The sequence below is a fragment of the Mycolicibacterium aubagnense genome (genome assembly GCF_010730955.1).
Taxonomy (GTDB): domain Bacteria; phylum Actinomycetota; class Actinomycetes; order Mycobacteriales; family Mycobacteriaceae; genus Mycobacterium; species Mycobacterium aubagnense.
In genome coordinates this window covers 312,449-330,058 of the sequence record NZ_AP022577.1, presented here as the reverse complement: position 1 = coordinate 330,058, position 17,610 = coordinate 312,449, and the positions used below count along the sequence as shown (strand labels likewise).

16 protein-coding genes are annotated in these 17,610 nt (G+C 67.2%); 13 read left to right on the top strand and 3 right to left on the bottom strand.

What is annotated here, in order from left to right; all coding sequences use genetic code 11:
* Positions 1-81: 81 nt before the first annotated feature.
* The 6 genes from G6N59_RS01830 to G6N59_RS01805 all read left to right on the top strand — a co-directional run bounded on the left by G6N59_RS01830 (position 82) and on the right by G6N59_RS01805 (position 6,559).
* Positions 82-1,569 carry an FGGY-family carbohydrate kinase gene (locus tag G6N59_RS01830; protein WP_138230578.1) on the top strand — a complete coding sequence of 496 codons (1,488 nt, stop codon included), beginning with the start codon at positions 82-84 and terminating at the stop codon, positions 1,567-1,569.
* Positions 1,566-2,363 (top strand): SDR family NAD(P)-dependent oxidoreductase, encoded by a 798-nt coding sequence (locus G6N59_RS01825; RefSeq protein WP_138230577.1) that lies wholly within the window; start codon positions 1,566-1,568, stop codon positions 2,361-2,363. The genes G6N59_RS01830 and G6N59_RS01825 overlap by 4 nt, the downstream gene beginning before the upstream one ends.
* 62 nt (positions 2,364-2,425) lie before the next feature.
* Entirely contained in the window at positions 2,426-3,763 is a 1,338-nt protein-coding gene (locus G6N59_RS01820) for an ABC transporter substrate-binding protein (protein WP_138230576.1), read from the top strand.
* Positions 3,764-3,803: 40 nt separating this feature from the next.
* The gene (locus G6N59_RS01815; protein WP_138230575.1) at positions 3,804-4,670 is read left to right on the top strand and encodes a carbohydrate ABC transporter permease; all 867 of its coding nucleotides are present in this window, start codon (positions 3,804-3,806) and stop codon (positions 4,668-4,670) included.
* Positions 4,670-5,485 carry a carbohydrate ABC transporter permease gene (locus G6N59_RS01810; protein ID WP_138230574.1) on the top strand — a complete coding sequence of 272 codons (816 nt, stop codon included), beginning with the start codon at positions 4,670-4,672 and terminating at the stop codon, positions 5,483-5,485. Before G6N59_RS01815 ends, G6N59_RS01810 begins: the two co-directional genes overlap by 1 nt.
* A gap of 18 nt (positions 5,486-5,503) precedes the next feature.
* Entirely contained in the window at positions 5,504-6,559 is a 1,056-nt protein-coding gene (locus tag G6N59_RS01805) for an ABC transporter ATP-binding protein (RefSeq protein WP_138230573.1), read from the top strand.
* 26 nt (positions 6,560-6,585) lie between these two features.
* Here G6N59_RS01805 and G6N59_RS01800 read toward each other — a convergent pair whose 3' ends face one another.
* A complete protein-coding gene (locus G6N59_RS01800) occupies positions 6,586-7,524 on the bottom strand; it encodes a DcsG N-terminal domain-containing protein (RefSeq protein ID WP_138230572.1) in 939 nt (312 codons plus the stop codon).
* 18 nt (positions 7,525-7,542) lie between these two features.
* Here G6N59_RS01800 and G6N59_RS01795 point away from each other — a divergent pair, with 18 nt between their 5' ends.
* On the top strand, positions 7,543-8,517 hold the full coding sequence (locus G6N59_RS01795; protein WP_163910840.1) for a quinone oxidoreductase family protein: 975 nt from the start codon (positions 7,543-7,545) through the stop codon (positions 8,515-8,517).
* On the opposite strand, the gene G6N59_RS01790 is transcribed toward G6N59_RS01795, so the two are convergent.
* Positions 8,514-9,458: a DUF1214 domain-containing protein gene (locus G6N59_RS01790; RefSeq protein ID WP_138230570.1), complete on the bottom strand. Its 945-nt coding sequence runs from the start codon at positions 9,456-9,458 to the stop codon at positions 8,514-8,516. The two genes, G6N59_RS01795 and G6N59_RS01790, sit on opposite strands and share 4 nt — an antisense overlap.
* Before the next feature lie 35 nt (positions 9,459-9,493).
* A complete protein-coding gene (locus G6N59_RS01785) occupies positions 9,494-10,510 on the bottom strand; it encodes a heme o synthase (protein ID WP_407665796.1) in 1,017 nt (338 codons plus the stop codon).
* 228 nt (positions 10,511-10,738) lie between these two features.
* Between G6N59_RS01785 and tkt the strand changes: the two genes are divergently transcribed.
* The 6 genes from tkt to G6N59_RS01755 are packed head-to-tail and all read left to right on the top strand — an operon-like array spanning position 10,739 to position 17,553.
* Complete coding sequence (tkt, locus tag G6N59_RS01780; protein ID WP_138230569.1) at positions 10,739-12,832, top strand: transketolase; 2,094 nt, start codon at positions 10,739-10,741, stop codon at positions 12,830-12,832.
* A 49-nt stretch (positions 12,833-12,881) separates the two neighbouring features.
* Positions 12,882-13,991, top strand: a complete 1,110-nt coding sequence (gene tal, locus G6N59_RS01775; RefSeq protein ID WP_138230568.1) for a transaldolase — start codon at positions 12,882-12,884, stop codon at positions 13,989-13,991.
* Positions 13,988-15,547: a glucose-6-phosphate dehydrogenase gene (gene zwf, locus G6N59_RS01770; RefSeq protein ID WP_138230567.1), complete on the top strand. Its 1,560-nt coding sequence runs from the start codon at positions 13,988-13,990 to the stop codon at positions 15,545-15,547. The genes tal and zwf overlap by 4 nt, the downstream gene beginning before the upstream one ends.
* Positions 15,544-16,455, top strand: a complete 912-nt coding sequence (opcA, locus tag G6N59_RS01765; protein WP_138230566.1) for a glucose-6-phosphate dehydrogenase assembly protein OpcA — start codon at positions 15,544-15,546, stop codon at positions 16,453-16,455. Before zwf ends, opcA begins: the two co-directional genes overlap by 4 nt.
* Complete coding sequence (gene pgl / locus G6N59_RS01760; protein WP_138230565.1) at positions 16,448-17,182, top strand: 6-phosphogluconolactonase; 735 nt, start codon at positions 16,448-16,450, stop codon at positions 17,180-17,182. The genes opcA and pgl overlap by 8 nt, the downstream gene beginning before the upstream one ends.
* Before the next feature lie 2 nt (positions 17,183-17,184).
* A complete protein-coding gene (locus tag G6N59_RS01755; protein WP_138230564.1) occupies positions 17,185-17,553 on the top strand; it encodes an ATPase in 369 nt (122 codons plus the stop codon).
* The last annotated feature ends 57 nt before the right edge of the window (positions 17,554-17,610 follow it).

Here is a 17,610-nt window from a genome sequence, read left to right as displayed (position 1 = left end):
GAATCTAACAGCGTCAGCTAGTGTGGTCCCACTGCGACGAGTACCTGCAGAGCGACCGCAGGACCTAAGAGAAGGGACGGCATGCCGGAGTTCACCATCGGCATCGACATCGGCACCACCGGCACCAAAACCGTGCTCGTCGATATCGGCCACGCGCGCATCGTCGCCCAGGCCACCGGCGAAGCTCAGCTGTATTCGACCGGCCCCGGACAGGCCGAGGCCGATCCCACACAGTGGCTGCACAACGTGCACGACGGCATCCGCGCCGTGCTCGCCGAGTCCGGCGTCGCCCCCGAACGGATCGGCGCGCTGTCGACCACCGGCATGGTCCCGGCCGTCGTACCGGTGGACAGCACCGGCGCCCCGGTCCGCCGCGCGATGCTGCAGAACGACGCTCGCGCCACCGCCGAGATCGCCGAACTCAAGGACGCCCTCGACGACGACGCGGCGCTGCGCGCCACCGGCTCAGCGGTCACCCAGCAGTCGGTGGGGCCCACCGCGTTGTGGTTGCAACGCAATGAGCCCGAAACTTGGCGTGCCACAACCCATTTGGTCGGCTCCTACGACTGGGTGCTGATGGCCCTCGGCGCCCCCGCACACGTCGAGTTGAACTGGGCGATCGAATCCGGGCTGAGCACCGTCGACGGCCAGCGCTTCGCCCCGATGTATACCGCCGCCAATCTGCCATCCGACCTGGTGCCCTCGGTGCTGCTTCCCGGTGCGCAGGCCGGCGAACTGAGTGCCGCCGCGGCGGCCGCGACCGGTCTGCCCGCCGGCCTCCCGCTGATCGTCGGTGGCGCCGACCATGTGTTGTCGGCCTACGCCGCCGGGATCAACGCCGAAGGCGACTGGCTGGTGAAGCTTGGTGGCGCAGGTGACATCCTGGCCGCCGCTGATCACCCGGTCATCGACGCCCGGCTCTATCTCGACGCCCATCCGGTGCCCGGCCGGTGGCTCCCCAACGGGTGCATGGCCACCAGCGGCAGCCTGATCCGCTGGTTCCAGACCCTGTCCGGCGGTATCGACCTGTTGGCCCTGGACGACGAGGCCGACAGCCGTCAACCAGCAGAAATCCTCTGTCTCCCCTACTTTCTCGGCGAGAAGAGCCCGCTCCACGACCCGGATCTGCGCGGCGCTTTCGTCGGACTCGATCTCGCCCACAACCGTGCCGACATGTATCGCTCGGTGCTTGAAGCCATCGCCTACGGCTTCAAGCATCACACCGAGGTCTTCGCCACGATGGGCATACCGCTGAGCCGCGCTCTGGTCACCAACGGCGGCAGCCGATCGGTGCTGTGGAAGCAGATTCTCGCCGATGTGCTGGGCACTCCGCTCTCTCCGGTCATCGGCCATCCCGGTGCCTCACTCGGCGCGGCGATCATCGCCGCCGTCGGCATCGGCCTGCTCGAGACCTGGGACCGTACCGCGGCTTTCCAGACCGTGGGTGAGCCAGTCCTGCCCACCCCACAGCACGTCGACCGGTACGCCGAGGCGTATGCCCAGTGGCGCGAACTCGGTGACGTGCTCACTCCCGTTTCCCACCGCATCGCCCGAAAGGCCCGGTCATGACCACCGCTGACAGCTCAGAAAACACTGCCACCACGCAGACCGTCGTCGTCACCGGTGCCGGTTCGGGCATCGGTCGGGCGATCGCCACCACGCTGGCGACCCGCGGCTGGCGGGTCGTGGTCACCGATATCGACGAGGCCGCGGCCGAGCAGACCCGGCAGGGCTTGTCCGGGCCCGGGCACGAAGCCTCCCGGCTCGACGTCACCGACGCCGCGGCCGCGACCCGGCTGGCCGACGATGTCGCCGACCGGCTCGGGCTACATGCGTGGGTGAGCAACGCAGGCATCTCGGCGATGGCCAGCTTCGTCGAGGTCTCCGCCGAGCAGCTCAACCGCAGCCTCGACATCAACCTCAAGGGCGTGTTCCTGTGCGGACAGGCCGCAGCCCGCGCGATGATCCGCACCGGAGTACGTGGCACGATCGTCAACACCGCTTCGATGGCGGCCAAACAGGGCCGGGTGCCGTTCCTGTCGGACTACGTCGCTTCCAAGTTCGGTGTGTTGGGTCTGACCCAGGCGATGGCGTATGAGCTTGCCGCCCATGGCATCACCGTCAACAGCGTCTGCCCGGGTTTCGTCGCCACCCCCATGCAGTCTCGAGAACTGGAATGGGAGGCCGCCCTCAGCGGCTCCACCCCCGAGGGCGTGCGCCAGTCCTGGATCGACGCCACCCCGCTGGGCCGCTTGCAGACCCCCGACGATGTCGCCCGCGTGGTGGCGTTCCTCACCTCCGAGGACGCCCGATTCGTCACCGGGGAAGCACTGTCCGTCAACGGCGGTGCCTACATGGATTGAGCCGAACCGCGCGCAGTGAACGCCTCGATCCACCCCACCCGGACAAGGGAAAGTGAGCACGAATGAAAATTCCGATGTTGCATCGCCGGCCGGCCCGACGGGCACCATCCAGGCCGACGCGATGGTTGCCCGCGATCATCGCCGTGGTCGGACTGGCCCTCGCCGGGTGCGCCGGTAGCGGCGATTCCGGCAAGCAGAACGCCTCCACGACGGGTGACGTGCCAACCGATACCAGCGCCACCGTCCGGATGCTGATGGAGAATGTGCCGGACACCGATGCCGTGAAAAGGCTTGTCGGACAGTTCAATCAGAAGTACCCCAAGATCAAGGTCCAGATCGAGACCATGACATACGACCAGATGCGCGACCGTCTGGTGTCCTCGTTCCAGGCGGCCCAGCCGGCCTATGACCTGATCGTGGTGGACAACCCGTGGATGGACGATTTCGCCGCCGCCGGGTTCCTGGCGCCACTGAACGGTCGGATCGCCGCGACCACCGGTTATCAGCCCGAGGACTTCTTCCCGTCGCTCACTGCGATCACCAATGTCGGGGGTACCACCTACGGAGTTCCGTTCTACAACTACGCGCTCGGCTACATCTACAACAGCGTGGATCTCAAGTCGGCCGGGTTGACCGTCCCGACCGATCTGAACGCCCTGGTGTCCACCTCACAGAAGCTCAAGACCGCCGACCGGGCCGGCATCGCGATGCAGCCCCAGCGCGGCTACAAGATTTTCGAGGAATGGGCCAACTGGCTGTTCGCCGCCGGCGGGTCGATCTATGGCGCGGACGGCAAGCCCACCCTGAATACGGAGCAGGCGGCCCGGGCGCTCAACGCCTACATCGAGGCATACCGCACCGCCGCCCCCGCCAACAGCCTGTCCTGGGGCTTCGACGAGGCGTTCCGTTCGGTCTCCAGCGGCAAAGCCGCCTCGATGGTCGCGTACAACTGGAACCTGCCCGCCCTCAATGACCCCGCCGGAGCTTCCGGGCCACGGGCCGGCCAGTACGCCCTTGCTCCGATCCCGGGCGGCAAATCGGCTCTGGGAATGTGGAGTTGGGCCATCCCCGCCAACTCGGGTGCGCCCGACGCCGCATGGGCGTTCGCCTCGTGGGTGACGTCGCCCGAGATCGATGCCCTGCGCGTCGCCGACGGTGGCGCCGTGATCCGCAAGAGCTCGCTGACCAACCCCAAGGTGCTCGGCGACAAGTACGGTGCCGACTACTACAAGACCGTCGGACAGATCCTGGCCAATGCCTCACCGTTGAGCAAAGGCAAGGGCGGCGAAGAGATGATCCAGGCGGTCGGCACCGAGCTCAATGACGCCGTCGCGGGCAACAAGAGCGTCGCCGACGCGCTGCGTGACGCGCAGGCCGCCGCGGAGCGGATTCAGAAGTGAGGGTACGGAATCCGGCGGCCGTGACGACGGGGCTGTCCATATGAAGTTCAAGTACGGCATGCTCACGCCGCTACTCGCCCTGTTCGGTGTGGCCGTCGGATTCCCGCTCTGTTATGCGGTTTATCTGTCGCTGACGAACTACAAGCTGACCGACCATGGACAGCCCGGCTTCGTCGGCGTGGCCAATTTCACCCACGCGCTGGCCGATTCGGCATTCTGGGAGGCCTTCGCCACCACCGCGCTCTACGTGGTGATCGCGGTGACTGCCGAGTTGGTGATCGGTTTCGCCCTGGCGCTCGCGCTGCACCAGCAGCGTTGGGGCAAGGATCTGTCCCGGGCCATCGTGCTCGCGCCCATGTTCGTCACCCCGATCGCAGTCGGGTTGATCTTCCGGTTCCTGCTCAACGACCAGATCGGCGCCGTCCCCGCGCTGCTGCATGCCATCGGAGCCGACTACGACTTCTTCGGTTCCGGACGGGCGCTGTTCACCCTGGCCTTCATCGACGTCTGGCAGTGGACACCGTTCATGGTGCTGCTGATCCTGGCCGGTCTGGAGTCGATGCCCAAGCAGCCCATGGAGGCTGCCCGTGTCGATGGAGCCGGACCCATCTACCGGCTGCGCCGCGTCCTGATACCGATGCTCGCACCAGTGCTGACTGTGGCCGTATTGCTGCGCGGGCTCGATGCGCTACGGGTTTTCGAGTACGTCTATGCGACGACCCGCGGCGGCCCGGGCACCCAAACCCAGACCTTGCAGTACTACATGTATCTCGAAGGCATCCAGTTCTTCCGGCTCGCGCAGGCCAGCGCGATGGCCTTCATCGTGCTGGCGGTGGTGCTGGTGGTGATCGTGGTGGCGTTCCGCACCATGGAACGCAACCGGACTGCCGAAAGGAACGCCGTCTGATGACCCGACCCCGATGGCTGGAGATCCTCCGAATCTCTGTGCTCACAGCGGCATTCGTGTTTGTCCTGTTCCCCATCGCCTGGGTGGCGCTGGCCAGTTTCAAGACCCCGGACCAGATGGCGGACCCGTTCCTGATCGCGTTCTCTCCCAGCCTGACCAACTGGCGCGCCGTGCTGGAGTCGGGGGTGTTCGCCGCCGCGGGCCGCAGCGCGCTGGTCGGCATCGCGACGGTGTCGATCAGCCTCGTGGTGGGCAGCATGGGCGCCTACGTCATCGCCAAGTACCGCGCGGGCGGTTCGCTGACCCGATTCGGCATGCTGGCCGCCCAGGTCGTACCGCCCGCGGTCATGGTCTTTCCGTTCCTGACCATGGCGCACGCGCTGCGGTTGACCGACACCTTGACACCGGTGATCTTCGCGCACCTGTCTTTCGTTCTGCCACTGGTCACCTGGTTCTTGATCGGCTTCTTCGAGGCCGTACCCGCATCCCTGGAGGAGCAGGCCCGCGTCGACGGTTTCAGCCGGTGGCAGGCCTTCCGGATGGTGGTGCTTCCCCAGGTGTACCCGGGTATCGGAGCGGCGGGCATCTTCGGGTTCACGCTGTCCTGGAACGACCTGTTCTACGGGTTGATCCTGGCCCCCGGCAACTCGGCGATCCTGCCGGTGGCGATCGCGAACTTCAACACCTTCCGCGGGGTGCAGATCGGCACCATGAGCGCCGCCATCATGATCGCGATCGTGCCGGTCGTGGTAGCGAGCTTCTTCATCCAGCGGCGCCTGGTCCAAGGGATCAGCGGCGGCGCGGTCAAGTACTAGACGAACAAGGATTTGGATATGACATCGGTTACGTTCTCCAAGGTCGGAAAGTCTTACGGGACAACGACTGTGGTCTCGGACCTCGACCTGGAGTTGGCCGACGGCAGCCTGACCGTGCTGGTCGGTCCGTCCGGGTGCGGTAAGACCACCTCGCTGCGGATGCTGGCCGGATTGGAGGACATCACCTCCGGCAGCATCCACATCGGCGATCGCGACGTGACGACGCTGGAACCCAAGGAACGCGATATCGCCATGGTGTTCCAGAACTATGCCCTCTACCCGCACCTGACAGTACGAGAGAACATTGCTTTTCCGTTGCGGGCCAAGAAAATTCCCCGCGTCGAGGCATTGAAGCGGGCCGACGAGATCGCAGAGTCGCTCGGTCTGGGCAAGCTGGTCGAGCGCAAACCCAAGGATCTGTCCGGCGGACAACAGCAGCGTGTCGCGATCGGCCGAGCCATCATCCGTGAACCCGCGGTCTTCCTGTTCGACGAGCCGCTGAGCAATCTCGATGCCAAGCTGCGGGTGGAGACGCGCACCGAACTGCTGCGGCTGCAACGAAAGCTGGGCATCACCGCGCTGTATGTGACCCACGACCAGGAAGAAGCGATGACGCTGTCGGACCGCATCGTGGTGATGCGCGACGGGCGCATCGCCCAAGCCGGTCCGCCCGAGGAGGTCTACCGACGGCCGGCCGACACCTTCGTCGCCACCTTCGTCGGCAGCCCCAAGATGAACCTGATCGACGGCGCGGTCCGCGGCGGAGAGCTACGCACCGCGTCCGGCGTGCGTATCGAGGTCCGCGGACCGGACACCGGGGCGGTGACGATTGGAGTACGCCCCGACGACGTCATCCTCACCCCGGCGGCCGGCAGTGCCGATCTGGCGTCGGTGGAACTCGTGGAGCTGCTGGGGCCGCGTGCCATCGTCACGGTGCGCGCGGGCAACATGCAGCTCACCAGTGTGGTGGAAGCCGCATCGCTGAGCGACATCAAGCCGGGTGCGTCAGTGCGGCTCTCGGCCCGCGAAGTACACCGCTTCGACGCGGCGAGCGGCAAGCGGATCGAGGACTGACGCCCGCATCCCGGCGCGGCTCGGGGTCAGCGGCCCCGGCCCGAGAACGGACCGAGGCCGAGCCGCTCGAGCGCTGACTCGACACCGACGGCGAATTGCCGTTGCGCCAGCGCACGTTCCGGCGCGGCCAGCTGCCGCCACCCCAGCCCCGGCTCGACGAGCTCCAGTTCCAGCAGTCTCGGGTCGCGGCGGTCACCGATGACGTCGACACGCGCGTACAGGAACTCCGTCGGCTCGATGCCGAGATGCGCGGCCGCCGCGGCCAGGGTTGCGTGGCCGACGTCCCACATCTCGAAGTCCGGGTCAGCCGGCTGCAGCTGTTCCTCGGCGTAGGTGCCGGAATCATGCATCGCCACACTGCCGCCCGGCGGCGGCAACATCGGCCCTTTGATGAAGGCGTGCGACTGCTTGCCGGCCAGGAACACCAGCGCCGTCTCTCCGGCCTCGATGCGCTCGTCGTACGGCTGAATCACGACGGTGCGGCCGTTGGCCTGTAGCGCGGCAGCATGCTCAGCGGCCGCGACGGCATCGGTGAATCGTTGCGCACCAACCGAACCCGCACCGACCGCAGGCTTGACCACCACCTCGCCGCCCGGCACCGACACCGGCTCGCCGGGAGCGAAGAAAGCACTGGGCACCGTCGGCACCCCGGCCGCCGCCAAATCCAGCAGGTAGTGCTTGTCGCTGTTCCACGCGACCACCTCGGGCGCGTTCAGCAGATTGCGCACCTTCTTGGTCCATGCCAGGAACTCGTCGTGCCGCTCGGTGTAGTCCCACGTGGCCCGCAGGATCACGAGATCGGCCTGCAGCGTGGCCGGGTTGTCCCAAGCCAGCCAGTGGGCGTGCAAACCGCGGTCACGCAGCGCGCCGACCAACCCGTCGTCATCGCCGTCGCCTTCGACGAGAGCCTGACAACCTGCCAAAACGACCCGGGGATGGCGGATATCGGGCCTCGCGAGTTTCACGTTGGAATGATAGGTGGCATGCACGCCATCGAAGTCGCCGAACTCGGCGGTCCCGAAGTCCTGTCCTACGTCGAACGTCCCGAGCCCACACCCGGCCCGGGCGAGGTCCTCATCAAGGCCGAGGCCATCGGCGTCAACTTCATCGACACGTACTTCCGCTCCGGGCTCTACCCGCGTCCGGTCCCGTACATCCCGGGCCAGGAGGTCTGCGGAACCATCGCCGCGGTGGGCGACGACGTGGCGGCCCTGGCAGTCGGCGACCGCGTGGTCACCGCCGCGGCGGACGCCACCTACTCCGAATACTGCGTCGCGCCAGCAGACTACGTGGCCTACGTCCCGGACGGCGTCGAGCCCGAGGTCGCCGCGGCCGCCCTGCTCAAGGGCATGACGGCGCACTACCTGATCAAGTCGACCTACCCGGTGCAGCAGGGCGACACCGTGCTGCTGCACGCGGGCGCCGGCGGCGTCGGGCTGATCCTGACGCAGTGGGCCACCAGCTTGGCCGTCCGGGTCATCACCACGGTCTCCAACCAGGACAAGGCCGAGTTGTCGCGTCAGGCCGGCGCTGTCGAGGTGCTGGACTACCCGGATGATCCCGCCGAGTTCGGCGCCAAGATCCGCGAACTCACCGACGGCAACGGGGTGTCCGCGGTGTACGACGGGGTCGGCGCCTCCACGTTCGAGGCCAGTCTGGCGAGCCTCGCGGTGCGGGGCACCCTGGCGCTGTTCGGAGCCTCCAGCGGCCCCGTGCCGCCGATTGATCCACAGCGCCTCAACAGCGCCGGTTCAGTGTTCCTGACGCGGCCGACCCTTGCGCATTACACCCGTAACACCGACGAATTCTCCTGGCGGGCAGGGGAACTACTTCAGGCCATCTCCGACGGCACCATCAACGTGACGGTGAGCCAGCGTTATCCGCTGGCCGAGGCCGCCCGCGCGCACGCCGACCTGCAGGCCCGCCTGACCGTCGGCTCGGTGGTGCTGGTGCCCTAAACCGGCTCGGCCACCGGGAACACCCAGCCGCCGTCGAGGATCTCCGGGCGGGGCCGGTACAGCCGCACGGTGTAATTCCAGCCCGGCGTGATCGGCAGCAGGTTGGGGCCGTCGGTGCCGCCGAACTGGATGGTGGTGCTGCCGTCGGCGTCGCGGGTGGCGGTGATGTTGTTGACCGAGTACGCGTTCTGGTCGTTGGCGGTGAAGTAACCGTCCTTGTTGTAGACCGTCACCGACCAGAATCCGTCCACCGGAACGTCTTTGACGGTGAGCCGGTGCACCGTGGTGCCGTCGTTCGCGGTCGGCACCGCGGTCAGGTAGAACGCGTCGCGTGCGGGATTGCCGCCCCAGGCATTCGCCGACCCGATCAGGTGGCGCACCGGATCCGTATCGGCTGCGGTGCCGAACATTCCCTTGGTGTCGGGCAGCGTGGTCGCCAGCGTGACGAGCGCGTCGCGCACGGTCTTCTGACTGACCGGGTCCCAGTCAGGGGCGACGAAGCTGCCCGGTGCATCCTGTGCGACGGTGACGGCGTCCTGCAGCGCGTGCACGCTGACCAGGTCGGCGGCGTCGTTCGGATCGACCAACGTGCGGATCGCCGCGGCGACGTAGCGGGTGCCCACCTCGTCGCGCGTCAGGGTCACCGCGGCCGGGGCGTAGGCCACCTGGGTCGTGTAGTGGTCCTCGCTGATGATCTGGAGCGACATGAAGCGGTCACCGCTGTTCGGCAGGGTGACGGTCACGGGCCCGGCATCGAGGTCGAAGACCGCGGCCGAGTAGAGCGTGTCGCGGTTCTGCCGGATGACGACCTGGTGATCGATCGGGCTGAGTTCACGGTGATGCAGAAAGCTGCCGGCGCCCCCGCTGTCCCTGGCGATACCGGAGAAGTACAGATCAGATTCGGCGCGGGCGAAGTTATCCGGGCTGACGAGTTGGGGCATGCCCCTAAGCTAGCGCCCGTGGCGGGTCGGCCGGCTCAGCGGCCGAACACCATCGGCAGCGCCAGTGCCGAGTCGACAGCGAGTGCGCAGAACACCACCGCCAGGTAGTTGTTCGACTGCAGGAACAGGCGGAGCGGCTTGACCGGCTCACCGCGCTTCACACCGGAGTACAGCTGGTGCGCCATGACCAGGAACCAGGCACCGGCGACGAGAGCGACGGCCGCGTACAGCCAACCGGTGGCCAATGCCAGCGCCAGCGTCGTCACGACGGTCGCCCAGGTGTAGATCAGAATCTGCCTGGTGACCTCGCGCTCGGTGGCGACGACCGGCAGCATCGGTACCCCGGCTGCCTCGTAGTCCTCCTTGTAGCGCATGGCCAGCGCCCAGGTGTGCGGCGGCGTCCAGAAGAAGATGATCAGGAACATCACCAGCGCCGGCCACGCAATGGTGCCGGTCACCGCGGACCAGCCGATCATCACCGGCATGCAGCCGGCCGCGCCACCCCACACCACATTCTGCGAGGTGCGGCGCTTCAGCAGCAGCGTGTAGACGAAGACATAGAAGGCGATGGTCGCCAGGGCCAGGAGGCCCGACAGCAGATTCGAGGTGCGCCACAGCCACAGGAACGAGGTGACCGTCAGCACCAGACCGAAGATCAGCGCGTGTCGGGTGGGTACCGTCGCGCGGGCCAATGGCCGGCGGGCGGTGCGCTTCATCACCTTGTCGATATCGGCGTCAGCGACACAGTTGAGGGTGTTGGCGCCCGCGGCGGCGAGCATGCCGCCCAACAGGGTGTTCAGGATCAGCAGCGGTTTGATCGGGCCGTGGCTGGCCACCACGTCGAAGCGGTGCGCAAGCAACATCGCCGGGATCGTGGTCACCAACAGCAGTTCGATGACCCGCGGCTTGGTGAGGGCGAGGTAGGCCAGCAACGTGTCCCGAACGCGGTTCGGCGACTTGGTCCCCGAAGCAGCGCCGGACTCGTCGGACGCCGCAGCTCCGGGACCGAAACCGTGCGCCCCGTGGACAGAACGGCGCTCGCGAATGCTCACGCAGATATCTCCTCGGATGTCACGGCCGCGCAGCCTCTACTACAGACGATGGTAGACCGGCTACCTGTGTGCTCGACACCGCAGGGTGGTTTCAGGTGAACAGAAACCCAATCCCGGACAGGTCAAAGGTGAAGCGGTCTGCACCGCACCGGCGCCGCGCACTAGGGTAGTCATGCAGCTCGCTTGCGATGTGCCGAGCCCGAGACGTCCCTCAGTAGGAGTGCGCCCGTGACCACAGTCGAAGAGATTTCCGAACTCACCCGCCCGCACCACCCTGACGACTGGACCGAGCTCGACTCGGCCGCCGTCGACACTGTGCGAGTGCTGGCCGCGGACGCGGTTCAGAAGGTCGGCAACGGCCATCCCGGAACCGCCATGAGCCTGGCCCCGCTGGCCTACACCCTGTTCCAGCGCCAGATGCGCCATGACCCGTCGGACACCCACTGGATCGGCCGTGACCGCTTCGTGCTGTCATGTGGACACTCCAGCCTGACGCTGTACCTGCAGCTGTACATGGGCGGCTTCGGCCTCGAGCTGGCCGACATCGAGGCGCTGCGCACCTGGGGCTCGCTGACCCCGGGCCACCCCGAGTACGGCCACACCAAGGGCGTGGAGATCACCACCGGCCCGCTGGGCCAGGGCCTGGCCTCCTCTGTCGGCATGGCGATGGCGGCGCGCTACGAGCGCGGGCTGTTCGACCCCGAGGCCGCCCCCGGGGAGAGCCCGTTCGACCACTTCATCTACGTCATCGCCTCTGACGGCGACATGGAAGAGGGCGTCACCAGCGAGGCGTCGTCGCTGGCCGGTACACAGCAGCTCGGCAACCTGATCGTGCTGTGGGACAACAACAAGATCTCGATCGAGCACGACACCAACATCGCGCTCTCCGAGGACGTCTGCGCCCGCTACCGCGCTTACGGCTGGCACGTCCAGGAGGTCGAGGGCGGCGAGAACGTGGTGGCCATCGAAGTGGCTCTGGCGGCCGCGCGCGCGGTGACCGACCGCCCGTCGTTCATCTCGGTGCGCACCATCATCGGCTACCCGGCCCCCACCAAGATGAACACCGGCGGGGTCCACGGTTCGGCGCTCGGCGCCGACGAGGTCGCGGCCACCAAGAAGGTGCTCGGCTTCGACCCGGACAAGAGCTTCGACGTCAAGCCCGAGGTCATCGCCCACACCCGCGAGCTCGTCACCCGCGGCAAGAAGGCGCACGACGAGTGGCAGGTTGCCTTCGATGCCTGGGCCGCCAAGGAGCCCGAGCGCAAGAAGCTGCTCGACCGCCTGCACGCCGGCGAACTGCCCGAGGGCTGGGACGCCGACCTGACCTACTGGGAGCCCGGCGGCAAGGCCGTCGCCACCCGCGCCGCGTTCGGCAAGGTGCTCAACGACGTCGCCGGCAAGCTGCCCGAATTGTGGGGCGGTTCAGCCGATCTCGCGGGCAGCAACAACACCACCATCAACGGCGTGAAGTCGTTCGGTCCGCCGTCGATCTCGACCGAGGATTACACCGCCGACTGGTACGGCCGCGTGCTGCACTTCGGCATCCGCGAGCACGCCATGGGCTCGATCCTCAACGGCATCGTGTTGCACGGCCCGACGCGCCCGTTCGCGGGTACCTTCCTGCAGTTCGCCGACTACATGCGGCCGGCGGTGCGGTTGGCCGCGCTGATGAACATCGACCCGATCTACATCTGGACCCACGACTCCATCGGTCTGGGTGAGGACGGCCCGACGCACCAGCCCATCGAGCACCTCGCCGCGCTGCGCGCGATCCCGAACCTGTCGGTGGTCCGTCCCGCCGACCCGAACGAGACCGCCTACACCTGGCGCACCATCCTGCAGCGCACCCACGGCAACAACCCGACCGGTTTCATCCTGACCCGTCAAGGGGTACCCGTCCTGGAGGGCACCGACGCCGCGGGCGCGGCCCGCGGCGGCTACGTGCTCGGTGGCGGTAACCCGGCCGACGACGCCGACGTGATCATCATCGCGACCGGCTCCGAGGTGCAGCTGGCCGTCGAGGCACAGAAGTTGTTGGCGGACAAGGACATCGTCGCCTACGTGGTGTCGATGCCGTGTCTGGAGTGGTTCGAGGCGCAGCCCAAGGAGTACCGCGATGCAGTGCTGCCGCCGGACGTCTCGGCACGAGTTGCGGTCGAGGCCGGTATCGCCCAGCCTTGGCACAAGCTGGTCGGTGACACCGGCGAGATCATCTCGATCGAGCACTACGGCGCATCGGCCGACGACAAGACCCTGTTCCGGGAGTTCGGCTTCACCGCGGAAGCGGTGGTCGCAGCGGCGGAACGCTCGTTGGACAACTGACGGCTCGCCGTCACCGATAACTGATCCGCCGACCTAGGAGAGCATTCAGATGACTCAGAACCCGAACCTCGCGGCGCTGAGCGCCGCCGGTGTCTCCGTGTGGCTCGATGACCTGTCGCGTGAGCGGCTGCAATCGGGGAACCTCACCGAGCTGATCAATACCCGCAGCGTCGTGGGCGTCACCACCAACCCCTCGATCTTCCAGGCCGCATTGTCGAAGGGCACGGCCTACGACGAGCAGGTGCACGAGCTGGCGTCCCGCGGCGCCGACGTGGACGCCACCATCCGGACCGTCACCACCGACGACGTCCGCAACGCCTGCGACCTGCTGGCCAAGGTGTACGAAGCCTCCGGCGGCGTCGACGGCCGGGTGTCCATCGAGGTCGACCCGCGGCTGGCGCACGACACCGACAAGACCATCCTGCAGGCCATCGAGCTGTGGAAGATCGTCGACCGGCCGAACCTGCTGATCAAGATTCCGGCAACGCTGGCCGGCCTGCCGGCGATCACCGCGGTGATCGCCGAGGGCATCTCGGTCAACGTCACCCTGATCTTCTCGGTGGAGCGGCACCGCGCCGTGATGGACGCCTACCTGACCGGGCTCGAGAAGGCCCGCGAAGCCGGCCACGACCTGTCCAGGATCCATTCTGTCGCTTCGTTCTTCGTGTCCCGCGTGGATACCGAGATCGACGCGCGGCTGGAGAAGATCGGCGGCTCGGCGCTGGGCCTGCGCGGCAAGGCCGGCGTCGCGAACGCCCGGCTGGCGTACGCGGCGTACGAGCATGTCTTCGGCGGCCCGCAGTTCGAGAATCTCAAGGCCGCCGGCGCTCGCGTGCAGCGTCCGCTGTGGGCTTCGACCGGCGTCAAGAACCCGGACTACCCGGACACGCTGTACGTCACCGAACTGGTCGCCGCCAACACGGTCAACACCATGCCCGAGAAGACCCTGGACGCGGTCGCCGACCACGGTCAGGTCACCGGAGACACCATCTCCGGCACCGCTTCCGCGGCGCAGGCCGTGTTCGAGGAGCTGTCGGCAGTCGGCATCGACTTGGCCGACGTGTTCAATCTCCTCGAGGCCGAAGGCGTGGAGAAGTTCGAGAAATCCTGGGCCGAACTGCTCGAGGCCACACAGGGTCAACTCGACGCACTGAAATGAGCGACTGCAGCGGGCGGCCGGCGGATTGGGTCAACCCCCTGCGGGACAAGCGCGACAAGCGCATGCCCCGCATCGCCGGCCCGTGCGCGGTGGTGATCTTCGGCGTCACGGGCGATCTGGCCCGCAAGAAGCTGATGCCGGCGATCTACGACCTCGCGAATCGTGGTCTGCTGCCGCCGAGCTTCGCCTTGATCGGCTTCGCCCGCCGGGACTGGGCCGACGAGGACTTCGGCAACGTCGTGCACGACGCGGTCAAGCAGCATGCCCGCACCCCGTTCCGCCAGGAGGTCTGGGACCGGTTGGCCGAGGGCTTCCGGTTCGTGCAGGGCACCTTCGACGATGACTCCGCGTTCGAGCGACTCCGCGATACCTTGCGCAAGCTCGACGAGGAACGCGGCACCGGGGGCAATCACGCCTTCTACCTGTCGATTCCGCCGAACGCGTTCCCGCAGGTGTGCGAGCAGCTGTCCAAGTCGGGACTGGCCAACAAACCCGACGGCTGCTGGAGCCGCGTGGTGATCGAGAAGCCGTTCGGCCACGACCTGGCCAGCGCGGAAGCTCTCAACGGCGTCGTCAACAGCGTGTTCCCGGAATCGTCGGTGTTCCGCATCGACCACTACCTGGGCAAGGAAACCGTCCAGAACATCCTGGCGCTGCGGTTCGCCAACGAACTGTTCGAGCCCGTGTGGAACTCCCACTACGTCGACAGCGTGCAGATCACCATGGCCGAGGACATCGGGCTCGGCGGCCGCGGCGGCTACTACGACGGTGTCGGGGCGGCCCGGGACGTCATCCAGAACCATCTCTTGCAGCTGCTGGCGCTGACGGCGCTGGAGGAACCGGTGAGCTTCTCCCCTGCCGAGCTGCAGGCCGAGAAGATCAAGGTGCTCTCGGCGACCCGACTGGCCGAGCCGCTGGACGAGACGACCTCGCGCGGCCAGTACGCGGCGGGTTGGCAGGGCGGCGAGAAGGTCGTCGGATTGCTGGATGAGGAAGGCTTTTCCAAAACCTCCACCACCGAGACCTACGCGGCGATCACCGTCGAGGTGGACACCCGCCGCTGGGCCGGCGTGCCGTTCTACCTGCGCACCGGAAAGCGGCTGGGCCGCAGGGTCACCGAGATCGCGTTGGTGTTCAAGCGGGCGCCGCACCTGCCGTTCGATGCCACCATGACCGACGAGCTCGGTCAGAACGCATTGGTCATTCGGGTGCAGCCGGACGAAGGCATCACCCTGCGGTTCGGCTCGAAGGTGCCGGGTCACCTCATGGAGGTCCGCGACGTCAGCATGGACTTCTCCTACGGTTCGGCGTTCGCCGAGGATTCCCCTGAGGCATACGAGCGCTTGATCCTCGACGTGCTGCTCGGCGAGCCGTCGCTGTTCCCGGTGAACGCCGAAGTCGAATTGTCCTGGAAAATCCTGGATCCCGCGCTGGAGCACTGGGCCGCGCAGGATGAGGCCGGCGGACGGCCCGAGGCCTACGAGTCGGGTACGTGGGGGCCGGAGTCGGCATTCGAGATGCTGCGGCGGTCTGGCCGCGAATGGAGGCGGCCGTGATTCTCGATCTGCCCGACACCAACACCGGTGCCATCAACAAGAAGATCGTCGCGCTGCGCGAAGAGGGCGGCGCCATCACCCTCGGCCGCGTACTCACACTCGTGGTCGCCCCGGACACCGAGGCGATGTTGGAAGAATCGATCGAGGCGGCCAACACAGCCAGCCGCGAGCACCCCTGCCGGGTTATCGTCGTCATTCCCGGCGACCGGCTGGCCACCGAGGCCAGACTGGACGCGCAGCTGCGGGTGGGTCGCGACGCCGGCGCCAATGAGGTTGTGGTGCTTCGGCTTTCCGGCCCGCTGGCGGGCCACGCGAGTAGCGTCGTCATGCCGTTCCTACTGCCCGACACCCCAGTGGTGACCTGGTGGCCGGACATTGCGCCGGCCGTCCCGGCAGCCGATCCGCTGGGCAAGCTCGCGATCCGCCGGATCACCGATGCCACCAACGGGGAAGACCCCCAGACGTGCATCAAGAGCCGGCTGGCCGGCTACACCTCGGGCGACACCGACCTGGCCTGGAGCCGGGTCACGTACTGGCGTGCGCTGCTGGCGTCGGCGGTCGATCAGGCGCCCTACGAGCCGATCACGTCGGCACTGGTGTCGGGCCTGAAAGACGAACCCGCACTGGACATTCTGGCCGGCTGGCTGGCCAGTTGCATCGACGGGCCCGTCCAGCGCGCGGTCGGCGACCTCAAGGTGGAACTGGTCCGGCCGACCGAGACCATCACGCTGAGCCGTCCGCAAACCGGTGTCACCGCTTCCCTCACCCGCACCGGCCGGCCCGATGCCCGGATTCCCTTGGCCCGCAGGGAAGCTCGCGATTGCCTCGCCGAAGAGATGCGGCGGCTCGATGCCGACGAGATCTATCATCGCGCCCTGGTGGGCCTGGACAAGGTCGTTTATGTCTGAGCAGATCATCGAGAAGTATTCCGACGCCGATACTTTGGTGACTGCCGCGGGCGACCGCCTCGTGGCGGCGATCAACGACGCGATCGAAGCCCGCGGCGTGGCCTACATCGTGCTGACCGGTGGCGGCACCGGCATCAAGCTGCTCAAACATGTCGGCGGCCACCCCATCGACTGGACCAAGGTGCACCTGTTCTGGGGTGACGATCGGTTCGTGCCGGCAGACGATGCCGATCGGAACATCAAGCAGGCGCGGGAGGCACTGCTGAATTCCGTTGCCATTCCGGCGGAGAACGTACACGCGATGGCCGCGAGCGACGGTGAGTTCGGCGACGATATCGATGCCGCAGCGGCCGCCTACGCGCGCGAGCTGGCCCTGGTCGCCGGGAATGGTTCGCCGACACCGGAATTCGACGTGCACCTGCTGGGCATGGGCGGCGAAGGTCACGTCAACTCATTGTTCCCGCACACCGACGCGGTGCGGGAGACCGCGCGGTACGTCGTCGCCGTCACCGACTCCCCCAAACCGCCGCCGCGGCGGATCACGCTGACGCTCCCCGCGGTCCGCCGCTCCCGCCAGGTGTGGCTCGTCGTGGCCGGTGCCGAGAAGGCCGATGCCGTGGCAGCGGCTGTCGGTGGCGCGGCAGCCGTTGATTTTCCGGCGGCGGGTGCGATCGGGTCCGAGGCGACCGTGTGGTTGCTCGACGCAGCTGCGGCGGCAAAACTGTAGCCATGGTCGACAAAGGCGATGGGCGGACCCGTCCGGTCGGCGGCCGCATCCGGACGCTGACGCAGGCGGCACTCAACGCCGACGTCACCGTCTCCCAGGTCGACGCACTGTTGGTCGACATGGAAGGCACACTGGCCACCCTCAGCACGCTGACGGGCGACCTCGATACGACGATGTCGAGATTCAATGAGACCATCACCCAGATCGATGAACTCGCGCCCCGCATTTTCGGCGTGGTCGGCCGGATGGAAGCGATCGTGACGCGCGTCGAAGCCATCGTCGGCGTCGCCGAGACCGTCCTCTCACCCATCACGGTCACCGAGAGCGCGGTACGGGGCGTGCTGAAGTCGGTTCGCGGCTTGGTTCCGTAAGCCGGCCTCTCCAAAGTGTGCCCCGAGTCCCACTCCGCTGACGCGCGGCCGAAAAAA

What these genes read in the sequence shown, in the direction of transcription:
- G6N59_RS01755 (WP_138230564.1), top strand. Translation starts at nt 17,185, where the DNA reads ATGGTCGACAAAGGCGATGGGCGGACCCGTCCGGTCGGCGGCCGCATC.
- pgl (WP_138230565.1), top strand. Translation starts at nt 16,448, where the DNA reads ATGTCTGAGCAGATCATCGAGAAGTATTCCGACGCCGATACTTTGGTG.
- zwf (WP_138230567.1), top strand. Translation starts at nt 13,988, where the DNA reads ATGAGCGACTGCAGCGGGCGGCCGGCGGATTGGGTCAACCCCCTGCGG.
- G6N59_RS01830 (WP_138230578.1), top strand. Translation starts at nt 82, where the DNA reads ATGCCGGAGTTCACCATCGGCATCGACATCGGCACCACCGGCACCAAA.
- G6N59_RS01790 (WP_138230570.1), bottom strand. Translation starts at nt 9,458, where the DNA reads ATGCCCCAACTCGTCAGCCCGGATAACTTCGCCCGCGCCGAATCTGAT.
- G6N59_RS01815 (WP_138230575.1), top strand. Translation starts at nt 3,804, where the DNA reads ATGAAGTTCAAGTACGGCATGCTCACGCCGCTACTCGCCCTGTTCGGT.
- tal (WP_138230568.1), top strand. Translation starts at nt 12,882, where the DNA reads ATGACTCAGAACCCGAACCTCGCGGCGCTGAGCGCCGCCGGTGTCTCC.
- G6N59_RS01795 (WP_163910840.1), top strand. Translation starts at nt 7,543, where the DNA reads ATGCACGCCATCGAAGTCGCCGAACTCGGCGGTCCCGAAGTCCTGTCC.
- G6N59_RS01820 (WP_138230576.1), top strand. Translation starts at nt 2,426, where the DNA reads ATGAAAATTCCGATGTTGCATCGCCGGCCGGCCCGACGGGCACCATCC.
- G6N59_RS01825 (WP_138230577.1), top strand. Translation starts at nt 1,566, where the DNA reads ATGACCACCGCTGACAGCTCAGAAAACACTGCCACCACGCAGACCGTC.
- G6N59_RS01810 (WP_138230574.1), top strand. Translation starts at nt 4,670, where the DNA reads ATGACCCGACCCCGATGGCTGGAGATCCTCCGAATCTCTGTGCTCACA.
- G6N59_RS01805 (WP_138230573.1), top strand. Translation starts at nt 5,504, where the DNA reads ATGACATCGGTTACGTTCTCCAAGGTCGGAAAGTCTTACGGGACAACG.